The organism is Hydrogenophaga sp., assembly GCF_031426985.1.
GTDB lineage: Bacteria > Pseudomonadota > Gammaproteobacteria > Burkholderiales > Burkholderiaceae_C > Hydrogenophaga.
In genome coordinates this window covers 1-19,189 of record NZ_JASJOY010000149.1, presented here as the reverse complement: position 1 = coordinate 19,189, position 19,189 = coordinate 1, and the positions used below count along the sequence as shown (strand labels likewise).

Genomic DNA, 19,189 nt, shown 5'->3' with positions numbered 1-19,189 from the left:
CGCCATGGATGCAATGTTGTTGTGGGCGCTGCTCGCGGGTGGTTTCTGGATGTTCAAGCGCCACGATGAGCAGCGGCGCATCGTGCTGCTCAGCGGGTTCTTGCGCCAGTTCCGGCTGGAAGAGCGCATGGCGCAGCTCACCGACGCGTACCTGCGCGCGCTGGGCGAGGCCGATCCCGAGCGGGCCGAGCCGATCTGGCGCAACCTGGCCGCCACCGAAGCCGCTCTGCAGAGCGAGCTGCAACAGCTGGCCGCGGCCCTGAAGGACGTGTGGGGCGAACACCTGCGGGTGAGCCGCTGGCCGGTGAGCCTGCCCATGGCCACGCGCCTGTTCCCGCAACACAGCTTCGACCTGCACGCCCTGGTGGCGCTGCACGCCCAGGGCGTGGCCGCCACGCTGCGCAACGACGAAGGCCTGTCCATCCGCGACCGGGCTTTTCGCACCACCGCCGAGCTGCTGCTGTTCCAGCACAGCTGCCATTGGTTCTGCCGCTCGAAGACGGTGGCCTCGGCCCGGGTGCTGCGGCGGCACCAGACGAGCTATGCGCAGGTGCTGGCGGCCGTTTCGCCCGCCACGCGGGCCGCGTATGAGCGGCTGGTGTCGGGCTGATCAGCCCGCGCCGCGGCGGCGCCAGAGCAGCGCCAGCGCCGCGACCAGGGCCAGCAGCGGCAGGCCGGCGTCGGCCTGACCCGTCGGCGCCACGGTGCAGCCCCCGCCGGCGCCAGACGCCACCGACAGGGCCGAGTCGACCGTGACCAGCACCAGACGGTCTTCGTTGTTGTCCAGGCTGGTTTCGGCCACGCTGTTGTCGACCCGGGCGGCCACCCAGCGGGCGCCGTTGCCGTTGACCCGCACCGTGACGTTGAGCTGCAGTTCGCCATCGGGCGCCAGGCTGGGCAGGGTGGCGCTGAGCGTCGAGCCGTTGTGGGACGCCGTCACGCCCTTGGTCGACGTGCTGACCGACTGGATCACCAGATCGGCCGACACCGTGCCCTGGACGGTCAGCCCGGCCGCGCTGACCGCGCCCCAGTTGCGCAGCACGATGGCGTAGGTCACCACCTCCCCCGCCGCCACGGTGCCCGAGACCATCCGCTGACCGAGCTCCAGGTCGGCCTGGCCGGCGGCGGCGGCCTGCGCCGCGGTCACCGCCGCACCGGCATCCAGCAGACCCGCGCCGCAGAAGCCGGGGGCCAGCCCGTCCGGGTTGCGCTGGCAGTAGCCCTCGTTCGGGAAGCCGCGCGCCGTGTCGCGCAGAAGGCCTTCCAGACTGGCCATGGGCAGGTCCGGACGGGCCGCCGCCATCAGCGCCAGCACGCCCGACACCATGGGCGCGGCCATGCTGGTGCCGTACATGCCCCCCCAGCTGTCACCGCCAGGGCTGGCATCGGGCCCTGTGAGACCGGTGTTCTGGGTGGAGACGATCGGATCGGCGCCGTCGCCACCGGGCGCGCTGATGGACACCCCCAACCCGACGTTGGCATAGTCCGCGCTGTCACCCGCTCGGGTGTGGGCGGTGACGGCCACCACACCCTTGCAATTGGCCGGTGAGCCGATGCTGGTCTCCGACCCGTTGCCGGCAGCGGCCACGATGGACACGCCCGTGCGGCGGATCTCGTCAACGACCTCCTGCGCGCCGCTCGCGCAGCCGCCGTCCACGGCCAGGCTGAGGTTGAGCACCCGGGCGGGCTGCGGATTGACCGCGACGCCGTCCACGGCCAGCCCGGCGGCCCAGCGCGCGGCCATCAGCACGTCCGACTCGTAGCCACCGCAGCGCCCGAGCACGCGCACGGGCAGCACCCGGGCGCCAAAAGCCACGCCCACACCTTCGCGGCCATTGGCCGTTGCGCCGAGCAGCCCGGCGACGTGCGTGCCGTGCCAGGAGCTTTGCGGGTCGCCCTCCGCGCACAGGGTCTGTTCGGAGCGCGGCACCCAGTCCCCCGGGTCCAGCGCGTCGGCGTCGCGGGCGTCGCCGTCGTTGGCCGTCCAGAGATCGAGGATGAAGTCGTGCCCGATCACGTTGCCACTGCCGTCGCGCGCCAGGTTGCCGACCAGGTCGGCATGGGGTCGGTACCCGCCGTCGAGCACAGCCACCACCACACCGGTCCCCGTGCTGCCCGCCCAGGCGGCGCCCGCGTTGATGCCCCCGGGCACGCTGCTGCTGCTCTGCAGATGCCACTGGCGCGGGACCGTCGTCGCAGTCCCGGCAAAGTACGGGTCGGTCGGCACGGTGGACCGGCGCACGCGCCGGTCCACCGCCACCGACACGACCGCGGGATCGGCCCGCAGCCGCTGCAGCAGCGCCTGCGCCTGATCGGCGGGCAGGGCCTGGTCCAGCCGGGCCACGTGCAGACGCGGGGAGACCGACCGGAGGTAGTGCAGACCGGGCACCTGGGCCTGCGCCGCGCTGCGCGCCACGCGGCGCCCCGCCGAGAGCGCTGCGGCCCCCGCCTGCCGGGCCTCCGCCGGGCCGTTGTCCTGGTACTGGATGATGAGCTGCTCGACCGGCGCTTCGGGTGCCTGCCCCAGCCGTGGCGCCGCCCCCCATTTGGTGCCGGCCACCGCGGGCAGCGCCAAGGCGCCGCACAGCAGCCACAGGCCACTGGCTCGGCCACGGAATGAAGAGAAAAAACGCATGCTTACGCGCCCTGGAGATGGTTGAACGGATCGGGCGGGCACTTCATGGCGGTGCCGTGGCGCGCACGCGGCCATCGGCCTGCACATCGCGCACGAGCGGCCAGCGCTGCAGGCGCTGACGCAAGAGATCGAGCGAAGCCACACCACTGAAGCGGTAGGCGTGCAGCGTCGGCGACACACTGGTGACCGGCTGCACGCAGGCCTGGCTCAGGCGCTCAAGCTGCTGCACGGTGGACGGGTCGCGTCCCTGAACGGGTTCGCGGAAGTGCACCAGCACCTGCCAGGTCGGGGCGGCGTCGGCCCGCGCCGACGGCGGGCAGGACAGGGGCACCGTCTGGGCACAAGCGGCCAGCACCAGCGTGGCCCCCAGCGCCCCGAATGCCCAGCGATACCCTTGTGCCCATCCGGCCATCGACCCGCTCCCGGTTCAGAGTTGCGAAAAATCCGGCTTGCGGCGTTCCATGAAGGCGCCGAAGGCCTCGCGGGCCGCCGGCTCGCGCAGCATGCGGCCAAAACGCTGGCCTTCATCGGCCATCACAGCCAGTACTTTCGGCAGTTGAGACTGTTTCATGAGGGTTTTGGTTTCCACCAGCGCGCTCAGCGGCTTGGCCGCCAGCTTGCGCGCCACGGCCTGGGCGTAGCCCGCGGCCTCGCTGGGCGGCAGCACGCGGTTGGCCAGGCCCACTTCCAGCGCGGCTTCGGCCATGAAGGGCTCGCCCAGCAGCAGCGCTTCGGCCGCGCGGTGGTAGCCCAGCATCTGCGGCACCAGCAGGCTGGACGCGGCTTCGGGGCACAGGCCCAGGTTGACGAAGGGCATGGAGAACGCGGCGTTGTCGCCGGCATAGACCAGGTCGCAATGGAACAGCAGCGTGGTGCCGATGCCCACCGCCGGGCCGCAGACGGCGGCGATGAGCGGTTTGGGGAACTGCGCGATGGCGCGCAGGAAACGGAACACCGGCGAGTCTTCGGTCGCGGGCGGGTTGTTCAGGAAGTCGGCGATGTCGTTGCCGGCGCTGAACACGGTTTCGTGGCCCTGGAACACCACGCAACGCACGGCCGGGTCGGCCGCGGCGGCTTCCACCGCGTCGGCCAGGGTGGCGTACATGGCGGCGGTGATGGAGTTTTTCTTGTCGAGGCGGTTGAAGGTCAGCGTGGTGGTGCCGGCTTCGGTGTGGACGAGGATGTCGCTCATGGTGGTGGTCATGGAAAAAATGGGACGCCCGGGCCGCCGGTGCATCGGACCGGCCAGGGACCGGCCGGCAAATTACCACGAACGGCGCCAGGCGTCTGGGGTTGGCCCCTCACACGGTGGCCCTGCGGGACAGGCCGCGCCTCTACACTGCGGCGCATGCCGTCCCTGCGCCCCACCCTGCACGCCTTTGTCCTGTTCCTGCTGTGTGCCGCCCTGAGCGGGCCGCCGCCGGCCAGCGCCCAGGTGCTGGACACGCCCGCCGCCGGCCCCGGCCGCCCGCGCGTGGGCCTGGTGCTCTCGGGCGGAGGCGCGCGCGGCCTCACCCACGTGGGCGTGCTCAAGGTGCTCGAAGAGGCGCAGGTGCCGGTGGACCTGATCGTGGGCACGTCCATGGGCGCCATCATCGGCGGGCTGTACGCCAGCGGCATGAGCGCCGCCGAGCTCGAACGCGAGGTGCTGGCCATCGAATGGGGCAATGTGTTCGAACGCCGCGAGCCGCGCCAGCAGCTGTCGCAGCGCCGCAAGGAAGAAGACTTCGAACTCTCGCCGGTGATGGAGCTGGGCTTTCGCGATGGCGAATTCCGCCTGCCCACCGGCGCCGTGTCCACCCGCGGGCTGGAGGTGCTGCTGCGCCGCTACACCCTGCCCACGCGCCACCTGGCCACCTTCGACGGGCTGCCCACGCCGTTTCGCGCCGTGGCCACCGACATGGAGACCGGCCAGCCGGTGGTGCTGGATCACGGCGACCTGGCCGCCGCGCTGCGCGCGAGCATGTCGGTGCCGGGCGTGTTCTCGCCGCTGGAGGTGGACGGCCGCATCCTGGGCGATGGCGGGCTGGTGGACAACCTGCCGGTGGCGGTGGCGCGGCGCATGGGGGCCGAGCTGATCATCGCGATCAACATCGGCACGCCGCTGGCGGGGCGCGAGACGCTGGGCAGCCTGCTGGGCATCACCACGCAGATGGTCAACATCCTGACCGAGCAGAACGTGCAGGCCAGCGTGGCTCTGCTCACGCCGCAGGACCTGCTGCTGCAACCCTCGCTGGGCAAGCTCACCTCGGCCGACTTCGACCGTGCCCCCCAGATGGTGAAGATCGGCGAGGACTACGGCCGTTCGGTGCTGGCGGCCTTGCAGCGTTTCGCTGCGGAACCCGACCGCTACGCCCGGTGGCTGTCGCAACGCGGGGAACTGGCGCAGACCAACCAGGCCCGCAACGGCAGCATCAGCGCGATCCGCTTCGAGGGCGTGAACGAGACCCGCGCGCAGCGGCTGGCCCACACCCTGGACACGCGACCGGGCATGCCGCTGGACGTGGCCGCCATCGAAGACGACCTGCAGAAGCTGGCCGCCAGCGGCGACTACGAGCGGGTGGACTACCGCCTGCAGCGCCTGGGCGACGGCGAGGCCCTGCGGGTGCAGCTGCGCGAGAACGACTGGGGCCCCAACTACCTCAAGCTCGGCCTGGACCTGCGCACCGACTTCGAGGGCCAGGGCGATTTCAACCTGCGCATCAGCCACAACCGCCACTGGCTCAACGACCAGGGCGCCGAGTGGCGCAACCGCCTGCAGGTCGGGCGCACGCTGGCCGCCTACTCCGAGCTCTACCAGCCCCTGGGCGGCGTGGGCGACCGCTTCGTGTCGGGTTATGTGGACGCACAGCAGCAGCGCGTGGAGCTGTATGGGGACGATGGCGAAGCCGCCGCCATCGGCTTCCGGCAAGGCGTGAAGCTGGGCGTGGACATCGGCTGGCCCATGGGCCTGCGCAGCGAGTTCGGCGACATGCGGGTGGGCGTGGTCGGCTCGCTGCACCGTGCGGTGCCCGAACTGGTGGGCAGCCAGCTGGCGTCCAGCGGGCTGGTCGTGTCCACCCAGCGCTGGCGCGAGCTGGGGCTGCGCGCCGCGGTGATCGCCGACCAGCTGGACTTTGCCAACTTCCCCTCGTCGGGTTACCGCGCCAAGGGCGAACTGGTGCTGGGGCGGCGCGCCTATTCGGCCGGCGGCAGCAGCAGCTTCTCGCGCCTGGAAGGCAGCTTCACCGGCGTGCGCACCTGGGGCCGGCACAGCTTCAACGTCGGCGCACGGCTGGCCCATGCCAGCCAGATCCCGCTCGGCGCCATCGACGAGTTCTCGCTCGGCGGCTTCCAGCAGCTCTCGGGCTACCGCGTCGGCCAGGTGGCCGGCAACTACCTGCTGTTCGGGCGCCTGACCTGGTACCGGCGCATGGACTGGAGCCCCGGCGTGGCCCGGGCCATGTTCACCGGGGCCTCACTGGAAGCGGGCAACGCCTGGCTGAGCGGCAGCGACATCGGCTGGAAAGGCCTGCGCGCGGGCTCCAGCCTGTTCGTGGGCGCCGACACCGGGCTGGGGCCGCTGTACCTGAGCCTGGTGCACGCGCCCAAGGGCTACACCGGGCTGTACCTGTTCCTGGGTCGGCCCTGATGCCCGCCTACTCTTTGTAGTAGACGACCTGGTGGCTGGAGCACAGCAGGTGCCCGGCCTCGTTCCAGAGCAGCGCGGTCTGGTCGAAGAAGCCGTTGCGAAAGGCCTGGGCGCGGGCCTGGCCCAGCACCCAGCCGTGGCCGACCTCGGCCAGCTGCACCGAACCGGCGTGGAAGTACACCGTCATCGACACCGTGCCCGCCGGCACCCGCGTGGCGCGGCGCAGCCAGACGCGCGGGAAGAACACGTCGGCCAGCGCCGCGAGGCCACACAGGTCCAGCGGCCGCGGCACCACGTCGCGCATCCACAGGCGCGAGCGGCTGTCGCTGCCGCCGCCGTCCCAGCGGTGCGGGATCGCGCCTTCGACGGGACGCAGCTCGTAGCGCCGGATCCATTCGACGGGTGAGGGCACGGCGTACGGCGCCACCGCATCGGGCATCGGGACCGACGGCATGGGCTCGTCGTCCACGCTCCAGGTGCTGCGGCGCGCAGCGGTGACGACCGTGGCCGTGACCACCGTCTCGGCTTCGCCCGAGGCACCGGCTTGCGTGATCGCCACCACCCAGTGCTGGGTCGAGCGGTTGGTGCGCACCGGCTGCGCCGACACCGCGAACGGCCCGTCGGCCAGCGCGGCGCAGAAGTTCACCGTCAGCGACAGCGGCTCGCCCAGCAGCGCCGGGTGCCGCATCACCGCGTTCAGCGCCGTGGCCGCCGTGACGCCGCCGAACGGGCCCACCATGTTGGCGTAGGCGGGTGAGGTCGCGCCGGTGTAGCGGCCGTCACCGGTGGCAGTCAGCGCAATGGCCTGGTCAAAAACGTGTGTGTTCATGGGCAACAAGTGTGCAGAAGACTGCGCAGATCCGGAGTCGTCTCCGAGACGACGTGTATCCGGCCAGGGCACCGCGGAACTGGCTTTGCCAGGCCGCCAGTGCCGCCCCCTTTCAGGGGGCTGAGGGCTGCGGCGCCGGGTCTGCCTGCGCAGACCTGGACAGCCCGAAGTGGCAGCGGCTGTGACGCTGCCGCGGTCGGCAAGACACGCCCGATCGCGGCGCGGGGGTGGGTCGTCAGACCCTTTCGAACACGCCCGCAGCGCCCTGCCCCATGCCCACGCACATCGTGACCATGCCGTACCGCTTGTTGTGGCGGCGCAGCGCGTGCACCACGGTGGCCGAACGGATGGCGCCCGTCGCGCCCAGCGGGTGGCCCAGCGCGATGGCGCCGCCCATGGGGTTGACCTTGGCCGGGTCCAGGCCCAGGGTGTTCACCACCGCCAGCGACTGCGCGGCGAAGGCTTCGTTGAGTTCGAACCAGTCGATCTGGTCCTGCGTCAGGCCGGCGTTTTTCAGCGCCGCCGGAATCGCCTCGATCGGGCCGATGCCCATCAGGTGCGGCGGCACGCCGCGGCTGGCGTAGCTCACGAAGCGGGCCAGCGGCGTCAGGTTGTAGCGCTTGAGCGCGGCTTCGCTGACCAGGATCAGCGCGCCCGCGCCATCGCTGGTCTGCGAGCTGTTGCCCGCCGTCACCGAGCCGCGCGCCGCGAACACGGTGCGCAGCCGGGCCAGGCCTTCGAGCGTGGTGTCGGGGCGTGCGCCCTCGTCCAGGCTGACCACGCGCTCGCTGATCGACACCTCGGCGGTCTCCAGGTTCACGCTGCGCTCCTGCACCGTCACGGGGGTGATCTCGTCGCTGAATTCGCCGTTCTTCATGGCGATCACGGCGCGCTGGTGCGACTGCACCGCAAACGCGTCCTGCGCGTCGCGGCTCACCTTCCACTGCTGCGCCACCTTTTCGGCCGTCAGGCCCATGCCGTAGGCGATGCCGTAGCTCTCGATGTCGTCGGTGTTGCGGAAGATGGTGGGCGAGAGGCTGGGCGAGTTGCCCATCATGGGCACCATGCTCATGCTCTCGACCCCGGCGGCGATCATCACGTCGGCCTCGCCGACGCGGATGCGGTCGGCCGCCATGGCCACGGCCGACAGGCCGGAGGCGCAGAAGCGGTTGACCGTGATGCCACCCACGCTGTTGGGCAGGCCAGCCAGGATGGCGCCGATGCGCGCCACGTTCAGGCCCTGCTGGGCTTCGGGGATCGCGCAGCCGGCGATCACGTCTTCCACCGCCTTGGGGTCCAGGCTGGGCACCTGGGCCATGGCGGCGCGCAGCGCGTGGGCCAGCAGGTCGTCCGGTCGCAGGTGCTTGAACGAACCCTTGTGCGAACGGCCGATGGGCGTGCGGGTGGCGGCGACGATGTAGGCGTCTTGAACTTGTTTCATGGTGAGGGCCTGGTGGGTCGGCGAGGAGGGTCGCGGTGAAAGAGGTCGGTGAAAGTCAAAGGCGTCAGGCCGGGGGCGCGCCCAGGCGCTTCCAGTCGGCGATGTCCTGGTCGATGGCGGCGGGCATGGCGGTCAACACCGGGGCACGCAGCCGCTGTTTGGTGGCGGTGAACGACGCGGGGTGGGCTTTCTTCAGGCGCTCGACCTGGGCACGCGTGGCGTCGGCCAGCGCGTCGGTGGCCACCGCCTCGTCCAGCAGGCCCGCGCGCACCGCGCCGTCGCCGTCGTAGGGCGAGGCCGTGCCCACCAGGTGCAGGTGCGGTGCGGTGACCCGCTGGCGCAGGGTCTCCAGCGCGAAGTGCGGCAGCGTCATGCCGATCAGCACCTCGTTGGCCTGGAAGCTGGCGCCCGTGCTCGGCCCGATGCGCACGTCGGCACACTGCAGCAGGAACAGGCCCATGGCCATGGCGTGGCCCGAGCAGGCCGCGACCACCGGATGCGGGTAGGCCAGCAGCCGCTGCGCCAGCTGGGCGCCGCCCGTGAGCATGCGAAAGGTCTCGCGCGGGTCGCCCGCCTTGAAGACCGACAGGTCAAACCCGCCGGAGAACACGCCGGGCCGGCCGGTCAGCACCACGAGCGCCCGGTCGGCTTCGGCACGGTCCAGCGCCGCGTTCAGGGCGTCCTGCATGCGCGGCCCGATGGCATTGGCCTTGCCATCGTCCATGGTCAGGGTCGCCACACCATCGGTCAGCGCATAGGTCACGAGATCGGTCATACAGCACTCCAAACGTTCGGGTCGGCGCGGGGTTCAGTTCCGCACGGGCTTGCCGGTGTTGAGCATCCCGAGGATGCGTTCCTGCGTCTTGGGGTGCACGATCAGCGCGCAGAAAGCCTGGCGCTCCAGCGCCATCAGGTATTCCTCGCTCACCAGCGTGCCGGGCTCGACGTCGCCACCGGTGACCACGTTGGCGATCAGGCTGGCGATGTGGAAGTCGTGCTGGCTGATGAAGCCCCCGTCGCGCATGTTGACCAGGCTGCCCAGGATGGTGGCCTTGCCGTCGCGCCCGGCGACCGGAAATAGGCGCTTGTGCGGCGCGCGGTAGCCGCCCGCGAACAGTGCCTTGGCTTCGTTGATGGCAACGAACAGCAGCTCGTCCTTGTGCGGCACGATCAGGTCGGAATGCAGCACGTAGCCGAGCTGGCGCGACTCGATGGCGCTGGTGCCGACCTTGGCCATGGCCGCGGCGGTGAAGCCTTCGGTCAGGAAGGGCAGCAGGTCTTTGCCGGTCGAGGTCTCGGCGTTCTCGGCCGCGCGGCGCGCGATGTAGGTCAGGCCGCCGGCGCCGGGCACCAGGCCCACGCCCACTTCGACCAGACCGACGTAACTTTCCATGTGCAGCACGCGGCGCGCGCTGTGCACCGCCAGTTCGCAACCGCCGCCCAGCGCCAGGCCGCGCACGGCGGACACCACCGGCACGTTGGCGTAGCGCAGGCGCAGCATCACCTGCTGCATGAAGCCTTCGGCGTCTTCGATGGCGGCCACGCCCACGGCCATGAAGGCCGGCAGCATGGCCTGCAGGTCGGCGCCGGCGCTGAAGGGCTCGTCGCCCGACCAGACCACCAGGCCCTGGTATTCCTGCTCGGCCAGGTCGATGGCGGCCATCAGGCCTTCGCAGACCTCGGGGCTGATGGCGTGCATCTTGGTCTTGATGCTGGCGATCAGCACCTGGCCGTCCAGCGTCCAGGTGCGCAGGCTGTCGTCCTCGGCGATGGTGGTGCCGGCGGTTTCAAACTTCGGCCCGGCTTCGCCCAGCAGCAGCTCGGGGAAGTGCTGGCGCTCATAGACCGGCAGCGAGCGACGCGCTTCGAACACGCCCTTGGACGGGTTCCACGAACCCTGGGCGGTGTGCACGCCGCCGGCCTCGGCGACAGGGCCTTTGAACACCCAGTCGGGCAGCGGCGCCTTGCACAGCGCCTTGCCCGCATCGATGTCCTCCTGGACCATCTTCGCCACGTCCAGCCAGCCAGCTTCCTGCCACAGCTCGAACGGGCCCTGCTGCATGCCGAAGCCCCAGCGCATGGCCTGGTCCACGTCGCGCGCGGTCTCGGCAATGGTGGCCAGGTGCACGGCGGCGTAGTGGAAGCTGTTGCGCAGGATCGCCCAGAGGAACTGGCCCTGCGGGCCTTCGGCGTTGCGCAAGAGCTTCAGGCGCTCGGCGGCCGGGCGCTTGAGCATGCGGCCGTAGACCTCGTCGGCCTTTTCGCCGGCGGTCACGTACTCGCCGCTGTCGAGGTCAAAACGCAGGATGTCGCGGCCCACCTTCTTGAAGAAGCCGGCCTTGGCCTTCTGGCCCAGGTGCCCCAGCTCGATCAGCTTGGCCAGCACGGGCGGCATGCCGAAGCTGCCGTAGAACGGGTCGGTCTGCTCGTTCAGGTTGTCCTGCAACGTCTTGATGACGTGGGCCATGGTGTCCAGGCCCACCACGTCCGCGGTGCGGAAGGTGCCGCTGCTGGCGCGCCCCAGGCGCTTGCCGGTCAGGTCGTCGACCACGTCATACGTCAGGCCGAAGTTCTCCACCTCCTTCATGGTGGCCAGCATGCCGGCGATGCCGATGCGGTTGGCCACGAAGTTGGGCGTGTCCTTGGCGCGCACCACGCCCTTGCCCAGGCCGCTGGTGACGAAGGCTTCGAGGTGATCGAGGATCTTGGGCTCGGTGGTCGGGGTGTTGATCAGCTCCACCAGCGTCATGTAGCGCGGCGGGTTGAAGAAGTGGATGCCGCAGAAGCGCGGCTTGATCGCCTCGGGCAGGCCCTCGCTGAGCTTGGTGATCGACAGGCCCGAGGTGTTGGACGCGACGATGGCGTGTTCGGCGACGAAGGGCGCGATCTTCTTGTAGAGATCGAGCTTCCAGTCCATGCGCTCGGCAATCGCCTCGATGATGAGGTCGCAGCCGCGCAGCTGTTCCAGGTGCTCTTCGTAGTTGGCCTGGCCGATCAGGTCGGCGTCGGCCGCCACACCCAGCGGCGAAGGCTTGAGCTTCTTGAGGTTGTCGATGGCGCGCGTGACGATGCCATTCTTGGCGCCTTCCTTGGCGGGAAGATCGAACAGCACCACCGGCACCTTGACGTTGACGAGATGTGCCGCGATCTGCGCGCCCATCACGCCCGCGCCGAGCACGGCGACTTTTTTCACTTGGAATCGTTTCATTGCTTGTTTCCTTAACGCCTCATGCGACGCGCGAGGGGGATTGGTTCAAGAGGCGCCGCGGAACCGGCTCTGCCGGGCCGCCAGCGCCGCCCCCTTGAGGGGGTCGCGCGCAGCGCGGCGGGGGTGGTCCTTCACTCCACGCGATGCCAGATCTGTGTGCGGTAGAACGGGCCGATGTAGCCGCGCATCTCCAGCTTCTTGCCACCGTCCACCGGCTTGAGGCGGGCGCGGTAGACCTTGCCGTTGTTCGGGTCGGTGATGTCACCACCGTCGTAAACGGCCTTGTCGTCGGCGTTCTGCTTGAGGTTGCGCAGGATGGTCATGCCCAGCACCGGCTTGTCCTTGCGGTCGTCGCTGCACTTCTCACACACCGCATCGGGCTTGGTGTCCGGGTCCAGCAGCTTGTCGATGCGCCCGCTGAAGACGCCGTTGCTCTCGGTGATGCGCACCAGCGACTTCTCTTTCTTGGAGTCGTCGTCGATGGTCTTCCACACGCCCACCGGCGACATCTGCGCGAAGGCGGACACGGCGGCGAGGCTCAGCAGGGATGCAAAGGCAATCTTCTTCATGTGGGTCTCCGGTGTGTGGTGGAAAAAAGCAAGATCAGGCCAGCGCGGCGTCGGTGTCCATCAGAACCTTCGAGCCGGCACGCGCCGTGCGCATCAGCGTCGCGGTCTCGGGGAACAGCTTGGCGAAGTAAAAGCGCGCGGTCTGCAGCTTGGCGACATAGAACGGGTCGGTGTTGCCCTCGGCAATCTTCTGCAGCGCCACCTGGGCCATGCGGGCCCAGAAGTAGCCGAACACCAGGTGGCCGGCCACGCGCAGGTAGTCCACCGCGGCGGCGCCCACTTCGTCGGGGTTCTGCAGGCCCTTGAAGCCGATTTCCGTCGTGAACTTGGTGATCTGCTCGCCCAGCACCGCCAGCGGGTTGATGAACTCGGCCATCTTCTCGTTGACGCCCTCTTCCATCACCAGCGCGCCGACCAGCTTGCCGAACTTCTTGAGCGTGGCGCCGTTGTTGCCCAGCACCTTGCGGCCCAGCAGGTCCAGCGACTGGATGGTGTTGGTGCCTTCGTAGATCATGTTGATGCGGGCATCGCGCACGAACTGCTCCATGCCCCATTCCTTGATGTAGCCGTGGCCACCGAAGACCTGCTGGCACATGGTGGCGGCCTGGTAACCGTTGTCGGTCAGGAAGGCCTTCACGATGGGCGTGAGCAGCGACAGCATCTCGTCGGCGTCCCTGCGCACCTTCTCGTCGGGATGGTGGTGCACCTTCTCCAGCAGCACCGAGCTGTAGATGGCCAGCGCCCGGCCGCCTTCGGCGTAGGCCTTGGCGGTCAGCAGCATCTTGCGCACGTCGGGGTGCACGATGATCGGGTCGGCCGGCTTGTCCTTGGCCTTGGTGCCGCTCAGGCTGCGCATCTGGATGCGGTCCTTGGCGTAGGCCAGGGCGTTCTGGTAGGCCACCTCGGTCAGGCCCAGCGACTGGTTGCCCACGCCCAGGCGGGCGGAGTTCATCATCACGAACATGGCCTGCATGCCCTTGTGCGGCTGGCCGACCAGGGTGCCGATCGCGCCGTCGATGACGATCTGCGCCGTCGAGTTGCCATGGATGCCCATCTTGTGCTCCAGGCCGCCGCAGTAGATGCCGTTGCGCGCGCCCAGCGTGCCATCGGCACTGGCCAGGAACTTCGGGCAAACGAACAGGCTGATGCCCTTGATGCCGGGGGGCGCGTCGGGCAGGCGGGCCAGCACCAGGTGCACGATGTTGGCGGCCATGTCGTGTTCACCGGCGCTGATGAAAATCTTGTTGCCGGTGATCTTGTACGTGCCGTCGGCCTGCGGCTCCGCCTTGGTGCGCATCAGGCCCAGGTCGGTGCCGCAGTGCGGCTCGGTCAGGCACATGGTGCCGGTCCACTCGCCGCTGACCAGCTTGGGCAGGTACAGGGCCTTCTGCTCGGGCGTGCCGTGCTCGTGCAGCGCGGCGTAGGCGCCATGGCTCAGGCCGGGGTACATGGTCCAGGCCTGGTTGGCCGAGTTCATCATCTCGTACAGGCACTGGTTGACCACCAGCGGCAGACCCTGGCCACCGTATTCGGGGTCGCAGGAGAGCGCCGACCAGCCACCGTCGGTGTAGGTCTTGTAGGCGGCCTTGAAGCCGGTGGGGGTCTTGACCTCGTGCGTGGTCTTGTCCAGCGTGCAGCCCTCGGTGTCGCCGCTGATGTTGAGCGGGAAGATCACCTGCGAGGCGAACTTGCCGGCCTCTTCCAGCACAGCGTTGATGGTGTCGACGTCCATCTCGGCGTGCTGCGGCATGGTCTGGAAGTCGGCGCTGACGTTCAGCACCTCGTGCATCACAAACTGCATGTCGCGCAGGGGCGGGTTGTAGACGGGCATGGTGGACTCCTGTGGTGGTTTGTGAAGAAAGGGGGTCAGGCGGACGCGCGGGGTTTGCGCGGTGCCTTGCTGGGCGTGGCGGGCGCTTCGGCCGCTGCGGCGCTGTAGCGCCGCACGATGCCGTCGAAGGCGGCCACCGCCTGCTGGAGCGAGTCGGGCGCGCGCAGGAAACGGGCCTCGTAGTGCAGGGCCAGGATCAGCGAATGGATCTCGAAGCGCATCTGGTGGGCATCGGTGTCGGGGCGCAGATGACCTTCTTCGATGGCGATCTCGATCGCGCGGCCCATCGCCGCCAGCCAGGTGCTGACCGAGCTGGCCAGGGCGTCGCGCACCGGCCCGGGCCGGTCATCGAACTCGACCGCGCCGCTGATATAGATGCAGCCCGAGTCGATTTCGACCGAGGTGCGCTTCATCCAGTTGTCGAACATCGCACGCAGGCGGGGCAGACCACGCGGCACCGTCATGGCCGGGTAGAACACCTCTTCCTCGAAGCGGTGGTGGTACTCGCGCACCACGGAGATCTGCAGCTCTTCGCGCGAGCCGAAGTGGGCGAACACGCCCGACTTGCTCATCTGCATGACCTCGGCCAGGGCGCCGATGGACAGGCCTTCGAGGCCGATCTGGGTGGCCAGACCCAGCGCCGCATCGACGATGGCGGCCTTGGTCTGCTGGCCTTTTTGCAGCGGCCGGGAAGCCGCGGCATCGGCTCGGGCGCGTGAGGCGGGACGGGTGACGGACATGGGCGGCGGTACCGGAACGGTGGGGTAAAAAAAGACCGCGCGACGAATCGAACGGTCGTGCTATTTTTACCGCAATTTCCGCCGCGTGCGCGTGCCCGGCGCGCTTTGGGGACATTTTGTTTAGGGCGTCGGCCCTAAAAAGTCACGGCCACCGGCACGGCCGGCCCGCCGCCGTTTCGTTCAGAGGCGTTCGAGCGGCAGGAGCAGCGCCAGGCTGTGCTCCAGGCTCTCGCTGGGCTGGCGCTTGAAGCCGCTGCGCGCAAAACGCTGCAGGCGCCCGACGCAGAACGCCGTGATGACCGAGGCATCGGCCTGGGCGTCCACCGTGGGCGTGGCGGTGTCGCCCAGCACGGCCGCTTCGCGCAGGTTCTGGCGCAGGGTCGATTCGATCTTGTCGAAGAACAGGTTCATGCGCTGCTGCAGGCGTTCGTTTTCGAACACCAGGGCATCGCCCACCATCACGCGCGTCATGCCCGGGTTCTTCTCGCCGAACTGCAGCAGCAGCGTGACCAGCTTGCGCGAGCGCGACGCGGGATCGGGCTCGCGCTCGCCCAGCTGGTTGAGCAGTCCGAAGATGGACTGCTCGATGAATTCGATCAGGCCCTCGAACATCTGCGCCTTGCTGGCGAAGTGGCGGTACAGGGCCGCCTCGCTCACGTCCAGCCGGGCGGCCAGCGCGGCGGTGGTGATGCGCTCGGCCCCGGGCTGCTCCAGCATGGTGGCCAGGGCTTGCAGGATCTGCACCCGACGCTCGCCCGGCTTGGGCCGCTTGCGCCCGGTGCCCGGGGTGGCCGCATCGGCCTCGTGGCCGGTTTCGGGCGTGGCATCGGCCGTGTGCAGGGGCTCTGAGGCGCTGGAGGTCATGGGCGGGGAATCCCTCGGTGGGCGGCTGTGTTGGCGGGGCATGGGCCCCTGCGGGTCGGCCAGGTTGTCATCCTTTGTTTCATTTTCGCACAGCGTTTCAGGCCGTCCGGGGGCCTGGCGCCGCCACAAACGCCACCCGCACGCACAGGCCACGACCGCTCGCCCCGGTGCGCAATTGCAACTGCGTGTGGTGCGCGCGTGCGATCTCGTCGGCAATGGCCAGCCCCAGGCCATTGCCCTCACCGGCCGAACCCTGCAAGCGGTAGAAGCGCTGCAGCACGTGCCCGTGCTCGTGCTCGGGAATGCCGGGGCCATCGTCCTCGACCCCGATCCACGCCAGCTCGACGCCGCCCACCCGTTCCTGCCCGCAGCGCAGCGTGATGCAGCCGCCATCGGGCGTGTACTTCACCGCGTTGTCCACCAGGTTGATCAGCAGCTCGCGCAGCAGCCAGGCGTGACCGTGGGTCTGCGCGGGCTGGCTCTCCAGGCCCAGGTCGATGCCCTTGGCCGCGGCGGCGTCCAGGTACAGCGCGAGGATGTTCTCGCACAGGTCCTTGAGGTCCACCTGGTGCAGCGGCTGGGCGTCGGCGCTCAGCGCGTCGGCCCGCGAGAGCGCCAGCAGCTGGTTCGCCAGCTGCGAGGTGCGGCGCGTGGCGTCGCGCAGGCGCTGCACCTGCTCCACCCGCAGGCTCAGCAGGTCGCCCGTGCCCATGCTGCGCGCGGCCTGGGCCCAGGCCTCCACCTGCGCCTGCAGGCCGGCCAGCGGCGTGCGCAGCTGGTGCGCGGCGTCGGCCACGAAGCGCCGCTGCGCCTCGGACTGCGCGTTGACCAGCGCGAACAGGCGGTTGAGCGAGCTCACCAGCGGCCGCACCTCGGCCGGCGCGCTGTCGGCGTCGATGGGGCTGAGGTCGCGCGGCGAACGCCGCTCCACCGCCTGCTTGAGGTCGATCAGCGGCCGCAGCGCGCGGGCCACGGCCCAGGTCACGGCCACGACGGCCACCACCAGCAGCAGCAGGTTGGGCAGCAACACCCGTACCAGCACGGTGTCGAGCCAGCGCTGGCGCTCGTCGGAGCCGTCGGCCAGCATCACGATGAGATCGCCTGCGCTGCTGTTGTTGCGTTGCGCCACCACCCGGTAGGTGATGCCGCCCTCGACCACGCTCAGGAACTCGGCCCCATCGGTGGACGGCAGCACCGTGGGCAGCCAGCCGTCGCCCAGCACATGGCGGCCGCTGGCCTCGCGGATGGCGTAGGCGGCAAAACCCTCGCGGGCCTTGAGGAACTCGTCCACCGGCGGCGCCAGCAACAGCGCCAGACCGGGGGCATTGCTCGGGGCCAGCGCCTCGGGCGCGGCTTCGGCGTTGTGGGTCACCACCACCGAATCGGCCAGCAGCGGCACCAGGCGCAGCAACTGCTGGTCTTGCTGCAGCGCGGCGGTGCCCGCACTCTGGTAGTGCAGCCCGAAACTGACCAGGCCCACCAGCCCCAGCGGCAGCAACAGCAGCAGCATCAGGCGCCGCTGCAGGCCCCAGATCACCCCCTCGGGCCGGGCGCCGGCGTCAGAGCCCGGCGCCATGATCGGCCGGCGCGGCCAGCTCCAGCCGGTACCCGAAGCCGCGGATGGAACGCAGCAGCACGCCTGCCGGCTCCAGCTTGGCGCGCAGGCGCGAGACATAGACCTCGATCGCGTTGGGCGTGATCTCCTTGTCCCAGCCCGTCAGCGCCGCGAGCAGCTTGTCCTTGGCGGCCGGCTTGGGCGCCTGCATCAGCAGGTATTCGAGCACCGTCCATTCGCGCGGCCCCAGCTCCATGGGCTTGCCGCCCAGCTGCACACGGCGCAGCGCGGTGTCCATTTCCAGCGGACCGAAGGCCAGCACCGCGGACGTCGCGGCCTGCGAACGGCGCAGCAGGGCACGCAAGCGCGCCAGCAGCTCGGGCAGCTCGAAAGGCTTGAGCATGTAGTCGTCGGCCCCCAGGTCCAGCCCCTGCACGCGGTCGTGCAGCGCATCGCGCGCGGTCAGGATCAGCACCGGCATGGTCAGCCCGCGCGTGCGCAGGCGCCGCGTGAGCTCCAGGCCGTCCACACCGGGCAGGCCGATGTCCACGATGGCCAGATCGAAACTCTCGCCTTCCAGCGCCTGCTCGGCGCGCTCGGCACTGCCAACCCAGTCGACCGTGTACCCGGCGTTGGTCAGCCCCAGCTTGATGCCGCTGGCGACCATCACGTCGTCTTCAACAAGAAGAAGCCTCATGTCAGAGCCCCCCCCTGCCGCGCTGCGCGCGATCCCCCCAAGGGAGACGCACCCTTGGACCGGCGAAGCCGGATCCTCGGGTGCCCTGGATCAGGCACTCTGCGTCGGAAAGGGGCTTGTGAACGTTCATCTCAGTGGGAACGAATCATGGTGCCGAAAGGCTGGTCGCCCAGCACTTCGAGCAGCAGGGCGTGCGGCACGCGGCCGTCGATGATGTGCACCGCGTTGACGCCGCTCTTGGCCGCGTCCAGCGCGCCGGCGATCTTGGGGATCATGCCGCCGCTGATGGTGCCGTCCTCGCACAGCTCGTCGATGCGGCGCGGCGTCAGCTCGGTCATCAGGTTGCCGGCCTTGTCCAGCACGCCGCGGATGTTGGTGAGCATGAGCAGCTTCTCGGCCTGCAGCACGGTGGCCAGCTTGGCGGCCACCACGTCGGCGTTGATGTTGTAGCTCTCGTTCTGTTCGCCAAAACCGATGGGGCTGACGACGGGGATGAACTGGTCGTCCTGCAGCGCCTTCACCACGCTCGGATCGATGCTGACGATGTCGCCGACTTGGCCGACGTCGTGTTCCTGTGCGGGGTTCTGCTGGTCGGCCAAGCGCAGTTTTTGCGCGCGGATCATGGCGCCGTCGCGCCCGGTCAGGCCCACGGCCTTGCCGCCGGCGGCGTTGATCAGGCCCACGATGTCCTGCTGCACTTCGCCACCCAGCACCCACTCGACGACCTCCATGGTCTCGGCGTCGGTCACGCGCATGCCCTGGATGAACTCGCCCTTCTTGCCCAGGCGCTGCAGCAGGGTTTCGATCTGCGGGCCGCCGCCGTGCACGACCACCGGGTTGATGCCGACCAGCTTGAGCAGCACCACGTCTTCGGCAAAGTCCTGCTGCAGGGCCGGGTCGGTCATGGCGTTGCCGCCGTACTTGATGACCATGGTCTTGCCGTGGTACTTGCGGATGTACGGCAGGGCCTGGGCCAGGATTTCGGCTTTTTCGCGGGGGGCGATGGTGGAGAGGTCGACGGGGGAGTGGGTCATGTCGGCGCTTTCTGTGTTGGGCGGCTGATGAGGTGGGGGAATTTTAGGCTCCGCCCGGGACTTGGTTGGCGCCGGTGGCGTGCCGGGTCGCGCCCCGGCGGGCGCCTCACTTTCTTTTGCTTCGCCAAAAGAAAGTAAGCAAAGAAAAGGCGAGC

At 69.5% G+C, this 19,189-nt stretch carries 16 protein-coding genes; 2 read left to right on the top strand and 14 right to left on the bottom strand.

Features of this window, described 5'->3' with window-relative positions:
• Positions 1 to 4 precede the first annotated feature (4 nt).
• A complete protein-coding gene (locus RMP09_RS16320) occupies positions 5 to 610 on the top strand; it encodes a hypothetical protein (RefSeq protein WP_310567039.1) in 606 nt (201 codons plus the stop codon).
• Here the strand turns inward: RMP09_RS16320 and RMP09_RS16315 are convergent, their stop codons facing one another.
• From RMP09_RS16315 to RMP09_RS16305, 3 genes are read right to left on the bottom strand one after another with little or no spacing between them, the layout of a single operon-like run.
• Positions 611 to 2,635: a S8 family serine peptidase gene (locus tag RMP09_RS16315; protein ID WP_310567038.1), complete on the bottom strand. Its 2,025-nt coding sequence runs from the start codon at positions 2,633 to 2,635 to the stop codon at positions 611 to 613.
• Between the two features lie 43 nt (positions 2,636 to 2,678).
• Complete coding sequence (locus RMP09_RS16310; protein ID WP_310567037.1) at positions 2,679 to 3,047, bottom strand: hypothetical protein; 369 nt, start codon at positions 3,045 to 3,047, stop codon at positions 2,679 to 2,681.
• Positions 3,048 to 3,062: 15 nt separating this feature from the next.
• Positions 3,063 to 3,839 carry an enoyl-CoA hydratase gene (locus tag RMP09_RS16305; protein WP_409559744.1) on the bottom strand — a complete coding sequence of 259 codons (777 nt, stop codon included), beginning with the start codon at positions 3,837 to 3,839 and terminating at the stop codon, positions 3,063 to 3,065.
• Positions 3,840 to 3,983: 144 nt separating this feature from the next.
• Here RMP09_RS16305 and RMP09_RS16300 point away from each other — a divergent pair, with 144 nt between their 5' ends.
• Positions 3,984 to 6,266, top strand: a complete 2,283-nt coding sequence (locus RMP09_RS16300) for a patatin-like phospholipase family protein (RefSeq protein WP_310567036.1) — start codon at positions 3,984 to 3,986, stop codon at positions 6,264 to 6,266.
• A gap of 7 nt (positions 6,267 to 6,273) precedes the next feature.
• On the opposite strand, the gene RMP09_RS16295 is transcribed toward RMP09_RS16300, so the two are convergent.
• The 11 genes from RMP09_RS16295 to argB all read right to left on the bottom strand — a co-directional run bounded on the left by RMP09_RS16295 (position 6,274) and on the right by argB (position 19,034).
• Complete coding sequence (locus RMP09_RS16295; RefSeq protein WP_310567035.1) at positions 6,274 to 7,095, bottom strand: thioesterase family protein; 822 nt, start codon at positions 7,093 to 7,095, stop codon at positions 6,274 to 6,276.
• A gap of 235 nt (positions 7,096 to 7,330) precedes the next feature.
• A complete protein-coding gene (locus RMP09_RS16290; protein ID WP_310567034.1) occupies positions 7,331 to 8,536 on the bottom strand; it encodes an acetyl-CoA C-acyltransferase in 1,206 nt (401 codons plus the stop codon).
• A gap of 64 nt (positions 8,537 to 8,600) precedes the next feature.
• Complete coding sequence (locus tag RMP09_RS16285) at positions 8,601 to 9,311, bottom strand: crotonase/enoyl-CoA hydratase family protein (RefSeq protein WP_310567033.1); 711 nt, start codon at positions 9,309 to 9,311, stop codon at positions 8,601 to 8,603.
• A 33-nt stretch (positions 9,312 to 9,344) separates the two neighbouring features.
• Positions 9,345 to 11,744, bottom strand: coding sequence for a 3-hydroxyacyl-CoA dehydrogenase NAD-binding domain-containing protein (locus RMP09_RS16280; protein WP_310567032.1), 2,400 nt, complete (start codon positions 11,742 to 11,744; stop codon positions 9,345 to 9,347).
• A gap of 131 nt (positions 11,745 to 11,875) precedes the next feature.
• A complete protein-coding gene (locus RMP09_RS16275) occupies positions 11,876 to 12,313 on the bottom strand; it encodes a DUF2147 domain-containing protein (RefSeq protein ID WP_310567031.1) in 438 nt (145 codons plus the stop codon).
• A gap of 34 nt (positions 12,314 to 12,347) precedes the next feature.
• A complete protein-coding gene (locus tag RMP09_RS16270; protein WP_310567030.1) occupies positions 12,348 to 14,144 on the bottom strand; it encodes an acyl-CoA dehydrogenase C-terminal domain-containing protein in 1,797 nt (598 codons plus the stop codon).
• A gap of 35 nt (positions 14,145 to 14,179) precedes the next feature.
• Positions 14,180 to 14,884 carry a TetR/AcrR family transcriptional regulator gene (locus tag RMP09_RS16265; protein WP_310567029.1) on the bottom strand — a complete coding sequence of 235 codons (705 nt, stop codon included), beginning with the start codon at positions 14,882 to 14,884 and terminating at the stop codon, positions 14,180 to 14,182.
• A gap of 180 nt (positions 14,885 to 15,064) precedes the next feature.
• On the bottom strand, positions 15,065 to 15,748 hold the full coding sequence (gene slmA / locus RMP09_RS16260) for a nucleoid occlusion factor SlmA (RefSeq protein ID WP_310567028.1): 684 nt from the start codon (positions 15,746 to 15,748) through the stop codon (positions 15,065 to 15,067).
• 97 nt (positions 15,749 to 15,845) lie between these two features.
• A complete protein-coding gene (locus RMP09_RS16255; RefSeq protein ID WP_310567027.1) occupies positions 15,846 to 17,324 on the bottom strand; it encodes an ATP-binding protein in 1,479 nt (492 codons plus the stop codon).
• Positions 17,308 to 18,000, bottom strand: a complete 693-nt coding sequence (locus RMP09_RS16250; RefSeq protein ID WP_310567026.1) for a response regulator transcription factor — start codon at positions 17,998 to 18,000, stop codon at positions 17,308 to 17,310. The genes RMP09_RS16255 and RMP09_RS16250 overlap by 17 nt, the downstream gene beginning before the upstream one ends.
• 131 nt (positions 18,001 to 18,131) lie before the next feature.
• Positions 18,132 to 19,034, bottom strand: a complete 903-nt coding sequence (gene argB, locus RMP09_RS16245; protein ID WP_310567025.1) for an acetylglutamate kinase — start codon at positions 19,032 to 19,034, stop codon at positions 18,132 to 18,134.
• Positions 19,035 to 19,189: the final 155 nt, after the last annotated feature.